We start from the raw sequence: 14,859 nt of genomic DNA on the forward strand, positions 1-14,859 counted from the left end.
ATTCATAACTTTCATCTTGAACATGAGGATCGCCTCACATGCATATCGAGTTCCGGCATCTGCGCACCATTCAGGCCATCCACGAAGCTGGCGGTCTGGCCCGCGCGGCCGAACAGATGAACATCACCCAATCCGCGCTGAGCCATCAGGTGAAGGGGCTGGAAGATCAGGCCGGAGTCGAGCTGTTTGTCCGCCGGTCCAAGCCGTTAAAGCTGTCGCCGGCAGGATTGCGCCTGTTAAAACTGGCACAGCAGGTTTTGCCGCAAGTACAGGCCTTGCAAGATGAATTTACCGGCCTGCGTGCGGGCAGTACCGGGCGGATGCATATCGCGATCGAATGCCATGCCTGTTTCGAGTGGCTGTTTCCCGTTTTGGAACAGTTCCGTCGCAGCTGGCCGGACGTGGATGTCGACATCCGTCCCGGTCTGGCGTTCGATGCGCTGCCGGCGTTGCTGCGCGAAGAGGTGGATTTGGTCGTGTCCTCGGACCCCGAGGATCTTGCCGGCGTGACCTTTGTTGAACTTTTTGATTACAAAGCGGTTTTTGTGGCGGCCAGCACCCATCCCCTGGCGGCGAAGCCGTTTGTCGATGCCGCGGATTTTCGCGGTGAAACGCTGATCACCTATCCGGTCGAGCGCACGCGACTGGATGTGTTCAGCCAGCTATTGATCCCCGCCAAAGTGGAACCGGCTGCGATCCGGCAGGTCGAACTTACCGCCGTGATCCTGTTGCTGGTGGCATCGAACAGGGGCGTGTCGGTGCTGCCCGATTGGGTGGTGCGCGAGGTGAAATATTCCTCCGACTATGTCACGCGCCCTTTGACGAAGGATGGTGTGACGCGCCGCCTATATGCGGCGGTGCGCACCGATGATCTGGGTAAACCGTTTATGGATCAACTGCTGAAACTGGCAGGGGACGAGGCACGAAAATTACAGGCGGTTTAAGCTGGCGCGCCAACGCGGGCGGTTGCGTGCGTGCCGACATGTGATTTGAGTTTAGGGGCAAAGCGAAAGCGCACCCTTCCGCTTCATCTTGCCCTTAAACTCAAGAGCTACCGAAGCTGCGCATTTCACGTCGTGCTTCGATGCAAGGAGTAGGGCGGGGTTATCCCCGCCCAGACTTTAATCAGGAAACCTTCACGATCGCTTTGCCAACGTTCCCGCCCGTCAGCAGATTGATAAAGGCCTGCGGCGCGTTCTCCAGCCCTTCGGTGATGTCCTCTTGCACGGCAATCTCGCCGCTGGCGACTTTGGGGGCCATTTCCGTAACGAACTCGGGGAAGCGGTCCCAATGGTTCGAGATGATAAACCCGTTCACGCTGAGGAAATTGACCAGAATGGTGCGCCACAGTTTTGGGGCGGTCAGACCTGCGCCGCCGGCCTTTTCGCCAAGGCCACCGGCGTTGTACCACGAAATCATGCCGCAAATCGGGATGCGTCCAAATTGGTTCATTAGCGGGAGTACCGCCTCAAGAACCTTGCCGCCGACATTTTCGAAATAGATATCGATCCCTTTAGGGCATTCCGCCTTCAGGGCCGCATTCAGCGCCTTTGCATCGTCATAGGCGCGGTGGTCAAGACAGGCGTCAAAGCCGAAATGTTCCACAGCTGTTTTGCATTTATCCGCGCCGCCCGCGATGCCGACAACACGCAGCCCCAGTGATTTTGCAACCTGACCAACCATTGACCCAACCGGTCCCGTGGCGGCGGCAACGACCAGTGTTTCGCCGGCCTTGGGTTTGCCATAGGCCATCAACCCGTGCCAGCCGGTCAGACCGGGCATGCCGAGCACGCCCAGAGATGTGGTGATGGATGCCTGTTCGGGGTCAAGCTTGCGGCACATCTTGGCATCCGCAACCGCATGTGTGGCCCAGCCGAAGGGCCCGAAAACCATGTCGCCTTCTTTGAGATGCGCAGAATTCGAGGCGATGACCTTGCCCGCGCTGCCGCCTTCCATCTTGCCGCCAATCGGGACTGGGGCTGCATAGGATTTTGCGTCATCCATGCGCCCGCGCATGTACGGGTCGAGCGACATGTAATGGACTTCGACCAGAACCTCACCTTCGCCCGGTGTTGGCATATCGGCGCTTTCAAGGCGGAAATTCTCCGGTGTCGGCGCTCCGTCCGGCCGGCTTGCCAGTACGATCTGTTTCATTTGCGTGCTCATGGTCTCTCTCCCTATGTGGTTTGCTTTGCCGCCACCCTGACGTGCTGGTGCGCAATGACAAGAGGGGACAGATTGTGACGTGACGATGCGGTTTGCAGGGTGAAACAAGTGGCGCGTTTGTGATTTGTCTGCCTATCGCGGCAGAATCATAGCCTTGAAAGGCCAGCCACCCTTGGCAAACAGGCCCCATCGGCCTAAAGGGTGCATCTTATCGCGGCAAAAAGGCGTCTTTCAATGGTTGGCAGTGCGAATCTTAACATCATGATCAAAGCGGCGCGCAAAGCGGGGCGCGCCCTGACCAAGGATTTCCGTGAGGTCGAGCAATTGCAGGTCTCCGTTAAGGGCGCGGGCGATTTTGTGTCCAAGGCTGATATCGCGGCCGAGCAGATCATCAAAAGCGAACTTATGAACGCGCGTCCGACCTATGGCTGGCTGGCCGAAGAGGGCGGCGAGGAAGAGGGCGTCGACCCGACGCGCCGCTGGATTGTCGATCCGCTGGACGGGACCACGAACTTTCTGCACGGCCTGCCGCATTGGGCGGTATCCATCGCGTTGGAACACAAGGGCCAGATCGTTGCGGGCGTGGTGTTTGACCCAACCAAAGACGAGCTGTTCTTTGCCGAAAAAGGTGCCGGTGCCTGGATGAACGAAAGCCGCATCCGTGCCTCCGGCCGTCATCGCATGATCGAGAGTATTTTTGCCACCGGTCTGCCGTTTGGCGGCCGTTCGGATTTGCCGCAAACCTTGCAGGAACTGGCGCGGTTGATGCCGGTTTGTGCTGGGGTGCGTCGCTGGGGCGCGGCATCGCTTGATTTGGCCTATGTCGCCGCGGGGCGGTACGACGGTTTCTGGGAACGGCGCTTGCACGCATGGGATCTGGCGGCGGGATCGCTGATCGTGCGCGAGGCCGGTGGTCTGGTCGAACCGCTTGATGAGGGGCGCGACATTGTCGGCCACGGTCAGATCATCTGTGCGAACGAACCGGTGTTCTCGAGCTTTGCCAAAGCCGTGCGCGGCTGATCAGTTTGCGTCTGACGGGTGGTTTATGCCGTCCGTCCACTGGATCGGATCGTGATCCCACGGGCGGGCTCCGTCGATACATCCCAGATTGATGCCGCATTGCGCAGGGTCTGACCTGCGTTGGTGGTGAGTGTATATGCCACAAATCTTGCAAAAGTAATGGCGCGCGGTGTGGGTATTCCAAGAATAGACTGACAGGTCATCGGCACCTTTGGTGACGGTCACCGAAGCGGTGGTTGCTGTAACCGCCGCCGCCTGTCTGCGCGCGCAGAACGAACACGTACAGCGCGCAGCATCGGTAAAGCCATATGGCAATGTCGCGGTCAGTGTGACTGCGCCGCAGTGGCAGCTTGCCTTGATGTCGCGGGGGGCGGTCATCTTCGTTTGACCTTTGGGATGCGGCTGTTGTTGATCTGTGGATATTTCGCCTCTGGGTGGGGCGGATGGCCGTCTGTCCGGTTCCAAAATGCCACACCCCCGCGTTTCAGCCAGACCGGCAGCGCGCCAAGAATACCCGCGACAAAGCCCCCCGCATGTGCCCAAAAGGCGGTGCCGCCGGTGTTGGGATCCGCGCCAATTCCGCCCACAAACTGCATGCCGAACCACAGGATCAGGATGATCCATGCGGGGATCGGAAAGATGCGGAAGAACACCACAAAGATGATCAGGATGTCCACCTTGGCCTTTGGGAACAACAGAAGGTAGGCGCCCATCACACCGGCGATTGCGCCGGAAGCCCCTACCATGGGCACGGCAGAAGAAGGTTCGAAAGCTACCTGCGTCAGCCCCGCCGCGACACCGGCAGCCAGATAGAAGGCGAGATAGGCGAAATGCCCCATCTTTTCTTCGATGTTGTCGCCATAGATCCATAAAAACAGCATGTTACCTGCCAGATGCATCCAGCCGCCATGCAGAAATTGGGAGGTAAACAGCCCTTCGAAACCGTAACCGTCGCTGACACGCACCGGCACAAGGGCATAGGCGTTGTACAGCGCGTAAAGGGCGCGATCATCGTTCAGGATCGGCACATAGCTCAGGAATATGCCGACATTCAGCGCCATCAGCACATAGGTGACATAGGGCACACGGCCGGACGGATTATGATCGCGAATGGGAAACATTGCGCCAAGCTGGGCGATTGGACGGGCGGGGTCAAGTGGCCGCGCCCGTCAAATTGGCGATGCGTGTTAGCTGGCGGCACCTAGCAGGGCGGCATTGCCCCCAGATGCGGTGGTATCGACGCAAACATGACGTTCGGCACGCACCCTTGCGGGATCGGGCAAGCCCGGGATCAGGGGCAAAATCGGACCTGTGCGTTTGGCCAGCGCCTGTTCGATCCGCCGTCCGGTGTCCGCGTCCCCCCACCACAGGATGCCCCCGAAATCCGGCCCCGTGATCAAATGCTCGGGATCGATCTGGCCGGTTGTGCGCAGGGCGATGCCGCCCAAAGCTTCGACCGCGCGCGCCTGCGCGGCACTTGCCTCGGCCCCCGGTCCCATGCACAACAATGCCGCGCGCGGCAGGGTGCTTAGCCGGTTGGATTCACCCGTCGGCCCCGGCATCGACAGGGTTTCGATTGGCGCGCTGGGCGCATGTTGGGGCAGGGCGGGCAGGTTGTTCTGCGCCTTTTCCCATGTGTCGCTGACCTGCTGCACATCCGGCGCGCCGAAACGCGGCAGATAGTTCGGGCCGCCCGCCTTGGGGCCGGTGCCTGACAGGCCTTCACCGCCAAAGGGCTGGCTGCCAACAATTGCACCGATCTGGTTGCGGTTGATGTAAATGTTACCCGCCTCGATGCGTTCGGACACATATTGAACGCGGTCGTCGATACGGGTGTGCAAGCCAAAGGTCAGTCCGTAACCGGTGGCATTGATCGCGTCTATCACCGCGTCAAGTTCGTGCGATTTGAACGTTGCTATATGCAGGATCGGACCGAAAATCTCGCGCTCCAGATCACCAATGCCGCTTACCCGCAGAATGGTAGGGGCAACAAAGGTCCCTGTTTCAGGCGCGTCGAGTTCGGCGACCAGACGCCCCTGTGATCGTGCGGTTTCAACGTGATCAAGGATGCCCTTGCGCGCAAGTTCGTCGATCACGGGTCCGACATCCGTGCTCAGGTCCCACGGATCGCCTATGTTCAGCGCTTCCATCGCGCCGATCAGCATCTTGGTCAGGTCTTCGGCGATATCTTCCTGCACATACAGACAGCGCAGCGCGGAGCAGCGTTGGCCTGCCGACTGGAACGCGGATTCAACAATTGCCTGCACGGCCTGTTCGGGCAGGGCGGTACTGTCCACGATCATGGCGTTCAGCCCGCCGGTTTCGGCAATCAACGGGGTGCCGGGTGCGCAATGCTCGGCCATGTTGGCACGAATGCGTTGGGCCGTCGTGGTAGAGCCGGTGAAGGCCACGCCGTTGACGCGTTTGTCACCGGTCAGCGCGGCCCCGATGTCTCCACCCCCGGGCAGCAGTTGCAGGGCGGTTTTCGGCACGCCCGCCTGATGCAGTAGTGACACGGTCAGATGGGCGACCAGCGGCGTCTGTTCGGCCGGTTTGGCCAGAACAGCATTGCCCGCCGCCAATGCGGCAGAGATTTGCCCGACAAAAATTGCCATCGGAAAGTTCCACGGGCTGATGCAAGTGAAAATGCCCGCGGGCGGTTCACCCGTGGCTTGACCGGCGTAATAGCGCAGAAAATCGACGCCTTCGCGCAGTTCGGCCACACAATCAGGCAGGCCTTTTCCGGCTTCGCGGGCCAAGAGGGCAAAAATTTCGCCGAAATTGTCCTCGATCAGATCCGCGGCCTTAAGCAAAACAATGCGCCGTTCCGACAGGGGCGCAGCCCAAGCCACTGCCTTGTCCAAGGCTGTGGCCACATCGGCAAGCGAGGCGTTGCGCACTGTGCCGGGGGAGGTTTCGGGGTTCGTCGGGTTGGTGACAGCCACAGCGGGTTGCGGTGCCGCCTTGCCGGCGAGCAGCGGTGCGGCGTCCCATGATTTGTTCAGGAACGGGGCACGGGCCTGTTCGATTTCATCGAGTGTTTGCGTGTGGGTCAGGTCAAATCCGCGGGCATTGCCGCGCAGGGGGGCGAATACCTCCGGCCCTTTGGCGATGATCAGGTTGGTGGGCAAGCCCAATTGCTCAAACGGGTCCGCCGCGACAACCTCTGGCGGAACGTCCTCATCCACGATCTGGTTCACAAAGCTGGAATTCGCACCGTTCTCGAGCAGACGGCGCACCAGATAGGCCAACAGGTCCTTATGTGCCCCAACAGGCGCGTAAATGCGGCAGCGTGATCCGTGATCTTTCATCACCAAAGTATGCAGGGTTTCGCCCATGCCATGCAGGCGCTGGAATTCGAAGGCGTCCTTTTGATCGGCCCCCATGTGCAGTACCGCAGCAACCGTATGGGCGTTATGCGTGGCGAATTGCGGATAAATCCGGTCTGTCATTCCCAGCAGCTTGCGGGCGTTGGAAATATAGCTGACGTCGGTGGCGGCTTTCTGGGTGAAGACGGGAAAGCCGTCGATGCCTTCGACCTGTGCGCGTTTGATTTCCGTGTCCCAGTAGGCACCTTTAACCAGACGCACCATGATTTTGCGGTCATGGCGTTTGGCCATGTCATAAAGCGCGTCAATCACCGTGGCGGCGCGCGGGCCGAAGGCCTGTACCACGATGCCGAATCCGTCCCAACCGGCCAGCGCCGGTTCGCTCATCACACGGTCGATCACTTCAAGCGAGAGGCCAAGGCGGTCGGCTTCCTCCGCGTCGACGTTCAGGCCCATGCCGGCAGATTTCGCGAGCAGACAGAGCGCGCGCAGGCGCGGTACCAGATCGGTCATCACGGCCTCTTCCTGCGAAACCTCATAGCGCGGATGCAGTGCGGAAAGTTTCACCGAGATGCCGGGATTTTTGCGGATGTCGCTGTCGGTACAAGCGGTCGCAATGGCGCTGATCGCCCGCGAATAGCTCAGGTGATAGCGCTTGGCATCGCTTTCGGTGCGGGCCGCTTCGCCCAGCATGTCATAGCTGTAGGTAAACCCTTTTTTCTCCATACCAGCGGCGCGTTTCATGGCCGCATCGATATCTTCGCCCAGCACAAACTGGCGGCCCATTTCCTTCATCGCGCGGGACACGGCGGTGCGGATCACCGGTTCACCCAAACGTTTAATCGCGGCGCGCAGGTGGCGCACGGGGCCGGGTTGTTCATCATCCAGAACCCGTCCCGTTAGCATCAGCGCCCAAGTGGAGGCATTGACCAGCGACGACGTGGAGTGCCCCATGTGGCGGCCCCAATCGGAGGGGGCGATTTTATCTTCGATCAGCGCGTCGATCGTATCGGCATCAGGCACCCGCAACAGGGCTTCGGCCAGACACATCAGGGCAACGCCCTCATCTGTTGACAGACCATATTCGGCCAGAAAGACCTCCATCAGCCCGGGTTGGGTGCTGCTGCGAATGGCGCGCACCAGATCAGCCGCCTGTGCCGAAATTTCGGCGCGTTCGGTTGCGGGCAGGTTGGCGGCAGAAACCAGGCGGTCCAATACCGTATCAGGATCGGCATACATGCCGGCATCAATCTGGTGGCGTAGCGTTTGCAGTGTATGATTGGCCATGGTTCTCTCCATAAGGCGTTTCGTTGATAATACACTATCTTTGAAAGGCGGTTTGCCTTAGATTGGCGAAACTTGCAGATAAAAAGCAAACTTTCGGGGGGAAATGTAATGCAAAATGCTCAATTCGCGCTGGATCGTTTCGATAACGCGATTCTCTCCGTATTGGCCGAAGACGGGCGCATCAGTATTACCGAACTTGCCAAGCGCATCGGCCTGTCAAAATCCCCCACTCAGGCGCGGCTGCGCCGGTTGGAGGAGAACGGCGTGATCCTTGGCTACCGCGCCATGCTGGATCCCATCCGTTTGGGCCTTGATCACGTCGCCTTTGTCGAAGTGCGGCTGAACGACACCCGCGAAAAGGCACTGCGAGAGTTCAACGCCGCAGTCGCCAAGGTGCCCGAAATCGAGCAAGCCCATATGATCGCGAGCCATTTCGATTATCTGCTAAAGGTACGGACGCGCGACATGTCCGCCTATCGCCGTTTTCTGGGCGAAACGATATCCTCTTTGCCGCATGTCTCCAACACCTCGACCTATGTGGCGATGGAAGCGGTGAAAGAAACGATGCTGGCAGACGGCACTTGACGCAGCACGCTGTCGTGTCTTTGATTGGGGCATGCGAAAGTTACTGTTGACCCTTTGCGTCACTGCATTTGGTTCGGGCGCAATGGCGTGGGCCGATTGTCCCGCACCGGCGGACACCAGCAATGAATTGCTGAACCTGATCGCCCGCGCGCAGGGTGCGGAAAACGCGACGCAGGGACAGCGTATTTCCAATCAGATGTGGCAAGTCTGGCTGCGCGCCCCTGATGAAGCGGCCCAAGCGGCGCTGGACGCCGGAATGCGCCGCCGTGAGGTATTTGATTTCGCTGGCGCGATCCGCGAATTCGATCGCTTGGCGGCCTATTGCCCGCATTACGCGGAGGGGTTCAACCAGCGTGCCTATATCCATTTTCTAAACGGCAATCATGAAAAGGCATTGGTAGATCTGGACGTGGCCTTGTCATTGCAGCCCTATCATGTCGCGGCGCAGTCGGGCCGTGCCCTGACCCTGATGAATCTTGGCCGCATCGCAGAGGCCCGCGCGCAGATGTTGTTGGCGGTGGAAAACAATCCGTGGTTGTCCGAAGCTGCATTGCTGGCCGATGGCGCACCATTGGGACGTGCAAACAAAGAACTCTGACCATTTACACCACCCCCCGCTTGGGCTTAATTGCACCTGCTGCGGGCGTGATGGAATGGTAGACATACCAGACTTAAAATCTGTTGGGCCTTGTGCCCGTGGGGGTTCAAGTCCCCCCGCCCGCACCACTTCCATATTGCCGGAACAGAGCGTGTAACGCGGGAACGTCGGGCTGTGTGCTGCCTGCGCCCTGCTCAGGGTGCGGGGTTTCAGCTCGGTGTGAAATCCGAAATACGCGCCAGCCCGCTGATTGCGCGGCGACAAATTATGTCCTGCTGCGAATCGCGGGCTGATCCTTGAGGCCTCCGAAAAACGTCTCGGCAGGAAGGGGGATCTCAAGGTCCGGCAAATCGCCCGGGAAATCGGAAGCAGCCGCGCATCTTATGGGGTGGGGGCCTGTGCATTGTCGGCCATCGGTGCGGTGCCCAGATCAAATACGCGCCCCGGATTTAGCAGGTTCTTTGGGTCCATCGTCTGTTTGAGCGCGCGCATCAGCGCCAGCTCTGCGGGGCTGCGGCTTTGCGCCAGATAATCCCGTTTCAACAATCCGATGCCATGTTCCGCCGAGATGGAGCCGCCAACTTCACCGACCCAGCCATAGATGATTTCCTGAATTGTATCTCTCGGTTGCGGCCCTTCCTTCAGTGACTTTGCCACCAGATGCAGATTGCCATCGGCAAGGTGGCCGCCGATGAACAACCGCACGTCGCCCAACGCAGCCTGCAGCCGGCTCAGCAATTCGCTTTCAATCACCTTCATATCCGCAACCGACAGGCTGATATCAAATCCGACGGACGGCTGCTGTTTGCCCATGGCATGCGCCATCCCGTCGCGCACGTCCCACAGCGCATCAATCTCGGCGTTCGAGCGTGAGAGGACCGCGTCGACAATTAGCTCGTTCTCCAGCGCCTGACCCAGACAGGTCTCGAATTTTTCGGTGTCATGTGCCGCGTCTGATCCCATCATTTCGACCAGAACATAAAATGCGTGCCCTTCGGGGATCGGGGCTTTGATCCCAGTAACGTCAGACAATACGGCGGCGTAGGTTTTTGCCCAAAGCACTTCGAACGCGCTTAGATCTGCCCCGAGGCCTGTCCGCATATGGGCCATAAGATCAGCGACAGCGTCGAAACTGTCAGCGGCGCAAAAGGCCACGACTTGCGTTTTAGGTTTCGGATACAGGCGCAGGGTCGCACGGGTGATCAGGCCCAGCGTACCCTCGCTGCCGATAAACATCTGTTTCAGATCATACCCGGTGTTGTTTTTCATAAATCCGTTCAGGCTGTTGATCACCGTGCCGTCCGCTAGAACCGCCTCGACCCCCAGCGTCAGATCACGTGTCATGCCATAGCGGATGACGCGGTTGCCCCCCGCATTTGTCGACAGGTTGCCGCCAATGGTACAGGATCCGCGCGCGCCCAGATCAAGCGGATAAACCATACCGGCAGCGTCCGCCGCTTCCTGAACAACTTGCAGGGGCGTGCCCGCCAGAACTGTGATTGTGCCGGCCTTGGTGTCGATGCTTTCGATGCCGTTCATCCGCTCCATGGTGATGACCACTTCGCTGTGTTGGGGGCGTGCACCTGTGACCAGACCCGTCAACCCGCCTTGCACAACAACGGGTTGCGCTGCGTCGTGGCAAATCTTCATGATTTGCGACAACTCCGCCGTCGAGGCAGGGCGCATCACCACGTTCGGGCGCACGTCACCCAATCCGCGCGGGTCCGTGTAATAGCCTTCGTGAACATCCGCACCGGTGACGATCCCCTTATCGCCAAGAATACGGTGCAGATTGTCTAGTGTTTCCGGGCGCATGTGGTCTCGCTTGTGTTCAAGTTTTGCGAGCATCCTAACTTGGGCCGGGCCGGTGGCAAGACACCAAGCCTTTCAAAGATCACGCACTGTTGCGAAAAACGTCAATCTCGCGTTGAGGAACGTCGACAGATTTTGCCGCTTCCGCCAGTTGTGCGGCGGTGCCGTTGTCCAGAAAAATGCCATTGGCGCGCCGGTCCTTGGCGCTGCTGCGTTCGGGGTCTCCGGGCAGTTGTACGGCATCGAAACCGGGGGCAGGGGGCGATGATTTGATCCAATCGGTATAGGCGTCAACATCCATGCCAAAGGCATCCGCAGTGCCGAACACATCCGGGTCAATCAGGATCGCCATCATGTTGTTCAGGATCTGCGCCTCTACTTCGCGTTCGGGCAGATAGGCCCCGCCACCGCTGAAGGATCCGCCAAGGATATCACCTAACAGGGCCAGTCCGAACCCCTTGTGTTGCCCGAAGGTCGTCAGCGCCCCGAGTGGCTCGTTGAACATCACGGACGGGTCGGTCGTCTGGTTTCCCGCCGCGTCAGTCACGCAGCCTTCCGGCACCTGTTTGCCGCTTAGATCAGCGACCCGTACCTTGCCCATAGCAATGGTGCTGGTGGCCATATCCAACAGGAACATAGGGTGTTTGTCTGTGGCGGGAATGGCGGTGCAATAGGGGTTGGTGACAAAGCGCGCGTCACTGCCGCCAAAGGGTGCCACGATGGGGCGTGATGACTGTACGTTGGCGTATAGTATGCAGATGAACCCTGCCTCGGCCGCCATCGCGCCCCAGTCGCCAAGCCGCCCGAGGTGAAAGCTGCGCCGCAGGGAAAGCACCGCAAAGTGACTGGCTTTGGCCCGTTCGATGGCCAGCGTCATTGCCTGTTCCGCAACGATATGGCCAAACCCCTGCTGGCCATCAACCAGCAGAAACGGCCCCTTGTCCTGCACCACCTCGGCATTGGCGTCAGGGATCAACTGGCCGGCCAGTACCCCCTCGACATAGGCGGGGATCATACCGACGCCGTGGCTGTCGTGACCTGTCAGGTTGGCATCCACCAGTCGGGTCGCAATCCTGCGCGCAGCGTCTTCGGTACCGCCTGCATGGGTCAGGATGGAGGTCGCCAGTGTGGTCAGGTTTTCGGCAGATATCTTCATTTCGGTAGCTTTCTATATGTCTTTCAGGAGCAAGGGGCAGGGCGTCTTGCGATAGACGTCGCAGCGCCGCAGGCCCCGATGATCAAGGCGTTGACGGGACGTGCCCCATTCAGGCGGTCAAAGCTTGATCCCGCCCAGTTCGGCCACGCCGGTGAAGCTGCGGTTCCATGTCGGGCTGATCAGAACCTCGTTAATGCAGACGTGCGGCGGCGCTTCGGCGATATAGCGCACCATCGCTCCTAGATCATCGGCTTGCAGCATTTTCCCAAGGTCTTCGGGCGAGGGTGGCTTGGGCCGCGATTGCATGATGGGTGTCGCAACTTCGCCAGGCATCAAGGCGGTGCAACGGATGCCATTGACCCCTTCGTCCTGATTGATCGAATGGCTCAACGCAACGACCGCATGTTTCGATGCGCTATAGGCGGGACCGGTCAAGCGGGACGGGTGGCGCCCCGCCCACGACGAGGTCAGGATCAACGTGCCCGCTTTCTTGAGCCGCATCTGGGGCAACACCGCGAGCACGCCGTTCATCACCCCGTTCAGATTGACGTCAACAACACGTGCGAAATCGGCGGCTGTGACCGCGCTCACCGCGCGGTTGGGCACGTTCATCCCTGCGTTCGCCATGAAAATATCGACGCCGCCCCACCGCTTGGTCAAATCATCCGCAATCGTTTGGGTCGCTTCGGCATCAACGACATCAAGCGCGGCAATCTCGGCATCGCCGCCTGCTACGTTAATCTGCGCAAGCACACGTTCCAGCTCTTCGACGCGTCTACCGGACAGCACAACATGCGCCCCGCTGGTTGCCAGAGCGACGGCAGATGCTTCGCCAATGCCGCCTCCCGCACCAGTGACCCACGCAACTTTCCCCGTTAAGTTTTTCATATCGTCCCCTCCCGATCTGTGCTGTCTTACGGCGCAGGAACTCATAGAATTGGCGGCTTGTCCATAAATTGTGCAGAAAAGGAATTGAATATGACACTCACCAAGGTGTGCGAAGGATTGGATTTTCCAGAGGGGCCGATTGCAATGGCAGACGGGTCTGTCATTCTGGTCGAAATCCGTCGCCAGACCCTGTCGCGTGTTTTGCCGGATGGCACGATCACGGTAATTGCTGAATTGGGCGGCGGACCAAACGGTGCGGCCATCGGGCCGGACGGGATGGTTTATGTTTGCAATAACGGCGGGTTTATTTGGACCCAAGAGGGCGGCATCACGCGGCCCATAGGGACACCAGAGGATTACGTCACAGGGTCGATCCAGCGCGTCGATCCCGAGACAGGTGCGTTCGAAACGATTTATGACAGTTGTGACGGGATACCGCTGCGCGGCCCCAATGATATTGTATTCGACGCAGAGGGCGGATTTTATTTCACTGATCTGGGTAAATCCAATGCCGAATTTGTGCACCACGGTGCGTTTTATTACGCAAAGGCCGACGGCAGCCGGATCACCCGTGTCCATGCCCCGATGATTACGCCAAACGGTATCGGCCTGTCGCCTGACGACAAGACTGTGCATGTGGCCGAAACCCGCACCGGGCGCGTCTGGAGCTTTGATCTGATTGCCCCCGGTAAAATCGCGCCCTTGCCGTTTGACATGCCCGGACGGCTGGAAGCGACGCTTCCCGATTATCAATTGCTGGACAGTCTGGCCGTACAGGCGGACGGAAAAATCTGTGTCGCTACGTTGATGCGCGGCGGGATCAGTACAGTGCCGGTGGGGGACGGACCGGTGACGTTTTTCGAAGTGCCGGGCGATCCCTATATCACCAACATCTGCTTTGGCGGGGAAGATATGCGCGATGCGTGGATCACCGCGTCAGGCACGGGATGTCTTTATCACACCCGATGGCCTGACGCGGGACACCGCCTGCATTTCAACGGTTAGGGGCGAGGATGCTCTCAACCAACACTTGAACACGCAGGGCTTCTTCAGGTTTGGCAAGCCGGTTTGGCTTGCCCGCAATCATCAGGGATAGGTCGTCCAACTGCGCCTTAAGGCTGGCGGCACGCGGGTCGTCGTATTCGTCGTGAAGCTGCGTAAAAGGTCCGCCGTTTGATGCTGCATTGCGATAGAAGTCCGAGATGCGGCGACTTTCAGTGCTGCCCTTGATGGTCACCTCTTGGCGGTCCGGTTGCGCGCCGCCGACGCTGCCCATAATCGTCACCGGCATGCCAGTCGCAGAAATCAGCCGCGCCGCCACATGGGTTTCGCACAGGTCACTTTGCGCGGGATAATCCGCTTGTGCCCAAACCAGTTCAAGCGGCCCGAGAATACGTTCCGAGAAAAACAGGAAGTGTGAAATCACTTCGCGGGTCATCCCCCCTTCGGCATGAAACCGCAGCCAGTCTGCCGCTTCTTGCCACGCGCGCGGCCACTGCGCATAGCTGACCACGATGTCCGCGCCCATGAGCGTGCCCAAGGCCCCCGATTGCGCTGCGCTGCTGACTTCGTTCAGGGCATCGCCTGCCGCTTGGGTGAAATTCACTGCCGCTGGCACGCCAGAGGCCGCAAGTGCGTCGACCAATGCGCGGCTTTCGTCAATATCAACGCCCAACGGCTTTTCCAGAAACACCGCTTTGCCCGCCGCCGCGGCTGCGAGCGCGTAAGCTTTGCGTGGCACGGGCGGGCAGGCGAGATAGATCAGATCAGCCGCTGCAATCGCCGCTTCGGCAGTGGCGGCAACCGTCGCATCGGGGGCCATGGCGCGGGCCAATGCGCAGGCGGCGGGATCGGGATCCCAGATGGCATCTACAGTAAAGTCGGTGTGTAGCGTCATATGTTCCGCCATGCGCCGGCCCATGATCCCCAACCCGATGATTGCTGTACGAATGGCCATGATATGTCTCTCTGAATTGCTGCGTCTGGTGGGGGCATAGCGCAGATGCACGCCAATGCGT

13 protein-coding genes and 1 tRNA gene are annotated in these 14,859 nt (G+C 59.5%); 6 read left to right on the plus strand and 8 right to left on the minus strand.

The window, feature by feature from the left end:
* Positions 1 to 38 precede the first annotated feature (38 nt).
* Entirely contained in the window at positions 39 to 944 is a 906-nt protein-coding gene (locus Z947_RS0109590; protein ID WP_025044091.1) for a LysR family transcriptional regulator, read from the plus strand.
* A gap of 181 nt (positions 945 to 1,125) precedes the next feature.
* Here the strand turns inward: Z947_RS0109590 and Z947_RS0109595 are convergent, their stop codons facing one another.
* Positions 1,126 to 2,166, minus strand: coding sequence for an NADP-dependent oxidoreductase (locus Z947_RS0109595; protein WP_025044092.1), 1,041 nt, complete (start codon positions 2,164 to 2,166; stop codon positions 1,126 to 1,128).
* 234 nt (positions 2,167 to 2,400) lie between these two features.
* On the opposite strand from Z947_RS0109595, the gene Z947_RS0109600 reads away from it, so the two are divergent.
* Positions 2,401 to 3,186 carry an inositol monophosphatase family protein gene (locus tag Z947_RS0109600; RefSeq protein WP_025044093.1) on the plus strand — a complete coding sequence of 262 codons (786 nt, stop codon included), beginning with the start codon at positions 2,401 to 2,403 and terminating at the stop codon, positions 3,184 to 3,186.
* Here the strand turns inward: Z947_RS0109600 and Z947_RS21840 are convergent, their stop codons facing one another.
* The 3 genes from Z947_RS21840 to putA all read right to left on the minus strand — a co-directional run bounded on the left by Z947_RS21840 (position 3,187) and on the right by putA (position 7,802).
* Positions 3,187 to 3,564: a GFA family protein gene (locus Z947_RS21840; protein ID WP_081781133.1), complete on the minus strand. Its 378-nt coding sequence runs from the start codon at positions 3,562 to 3,564 to the stop codon at positions 3,187 to 3,189. It abuts the gene before it with no gap.
* A complete protein-coding gene (locus Z947_RS0109610; protein ID WP_025044094.1) occupies positions 3,561 to 4,307 on the minus strand; it encodes a rhomboid family intramembrane serine protease in 747 nt (248 codons plus the stop codon). The genes Z947_RS21840 and Z947_RS0109610 overlap by 4 nt, the downstream gene beginning before the upstream one ends.
* 66 nt (positions 4,308 to 4,373) lie before the next feature.
* Entirely contained in the window at positions 4,374 to 7,802 is a 3,429-nt protein-coding gene (putA, locus tag Z947_RS0109615; RefSeq protein ID WP_025044095.1) for a bifunctional proline dehydrogenase/L-glutamate gamma-semialdehyde dehydrogenase PutA, read from the minus strand.
* A 108-nt stretch (positions 7,803 to 7,910) separates the two neighbouring features.
* Between putA and Z947_RS0109620 the strand changes: the two genes are divergently transcribed.
* From Z947_RS0109620 to Z947_RS0109630, 3 genes are all read left to right on the plus strand, one after another.
* Positions 7,911 to 8,387: an Lrp/AsnC ligand binding domain-containing protein gene (locus tag Z947_RS0109620; RefSeq protein ID WP_025044096.1), complete on the plus strand. Its 477-nt coding sequence runs from the start codon at positions 7,911 to 7,913 to the stop codon at positions 8,385 to 8,387.
* Positions 8,388 to 8,418: 31 nt separating this feature from the next.
* On the plus strand, positions 8,419 to 8,985 hold the full coding sequence (locus Z947_RS0109625) for a tetratricopeptide repeat protein (protein WP_025044097.1): 567 nt from the start codon (positions 8,419 to 8,421) through the stop codon (positions 8,983 to 8,985).
* Positions 8,986 to 9,026: 41 nt separating this feature from the next.
* A tRNA-Leu gene (locus Z947_RS0109630) sits at positions 9,027 to 9,113 on the plus strand.
* 253 nt (positions 9,114 to 9,366) lie between these two features.
* Here Z947_RS0109630 and Z947_RS0109635 read toward each other — a convergent pair.
* From Z947_RS0109635 to Z947_RS0109645, 3 genes are all read right to left on the minus strand, one after another.
* Positions 9,367 to 10,800, minus strand: coding sequence for an FAD-binding oxidoreductase (locus tag Z947_RS0109635; RefSeq protein ID WP_025044098.1), 1,434 nt, complete (start codon positions 10,798 to 10,800; stop codon positions 9,367 to 9,369).
* A 79-nt stretch (positions 10,801 to 10,879) separates the two neighbouring features.
* On the minus strand, positions 10,880 to 11,953 hold the full coding sequence (locus Z947_RS0109640) for a malate/lactate/ureidoglycolate dehydrogenase (RefSeq protein ID WP_025044099.1): 1,074 nt from the start codon (positions 11,951 to 11,953) through the stop codon (positions 10,880 to 10,882).
* A 117-nt stretch (positions 11,954 to 12,070) separates the two neighbouring features.
* Positions 12,071 to 12,841: an SDR family oxidoreductase gene (locus tag Z947_RS0109645; protein WP_025044100.1), complete on the minus strand. Its 771-nt coding sequence runs from the start codon at positions 12,839 to 12,841 to the stop codon at positions 12,071 to 12,073.
* Between the two features lie 90 nt (positions 12,842 to 12,931).
* Here Z947_RS0109645 and Z947_RS0109650 point away from each other — a divergent pair, with 90 nt between their 5' ends.
* On the plus strand, positions 12,932 to 13,846 hold the full coding sequence (locus Z947_RS0109650; protein WP_025044101.1) for an SMP-30/gluconolactonase/LRE family protein: 915 nt from the start codon (positions 12,932 to 12,934) through the stop codon (positions 13,844 to 13,846).
* Here the strand turns inward: Z947_RS0109650 and Z947_RS0109655 are convergent.
* Entirely contained in the window at positions 13,836 to 14,798 is a 963-nt protein-coding gene (locus Z947_RS0109655; protein WP_025044102.1) for a Gfo/Idh/MocA family oxidoreductase, read from the minus strand. The two genes, Z947_RS0109650 and Z947_RS0109655, sit on opposite strands and share 11 nt — an antisense overlap.
* Positions 14,799 to 14,859 lie beyond the last annotated feature (61 nt).

The sequence above is a fragment of the Sulfitobacter geojensis genome (assembly GCF_000622325.1).
In the GTDB taxonomy this organism is placed as follows: domain Bacteria; phylum Pseudomonadota; class Alphaproteobacteria; order Rhodobacterales; family Rhodobacteraceae; genus Sulfitobacter; species Sulfitobacter geojensis.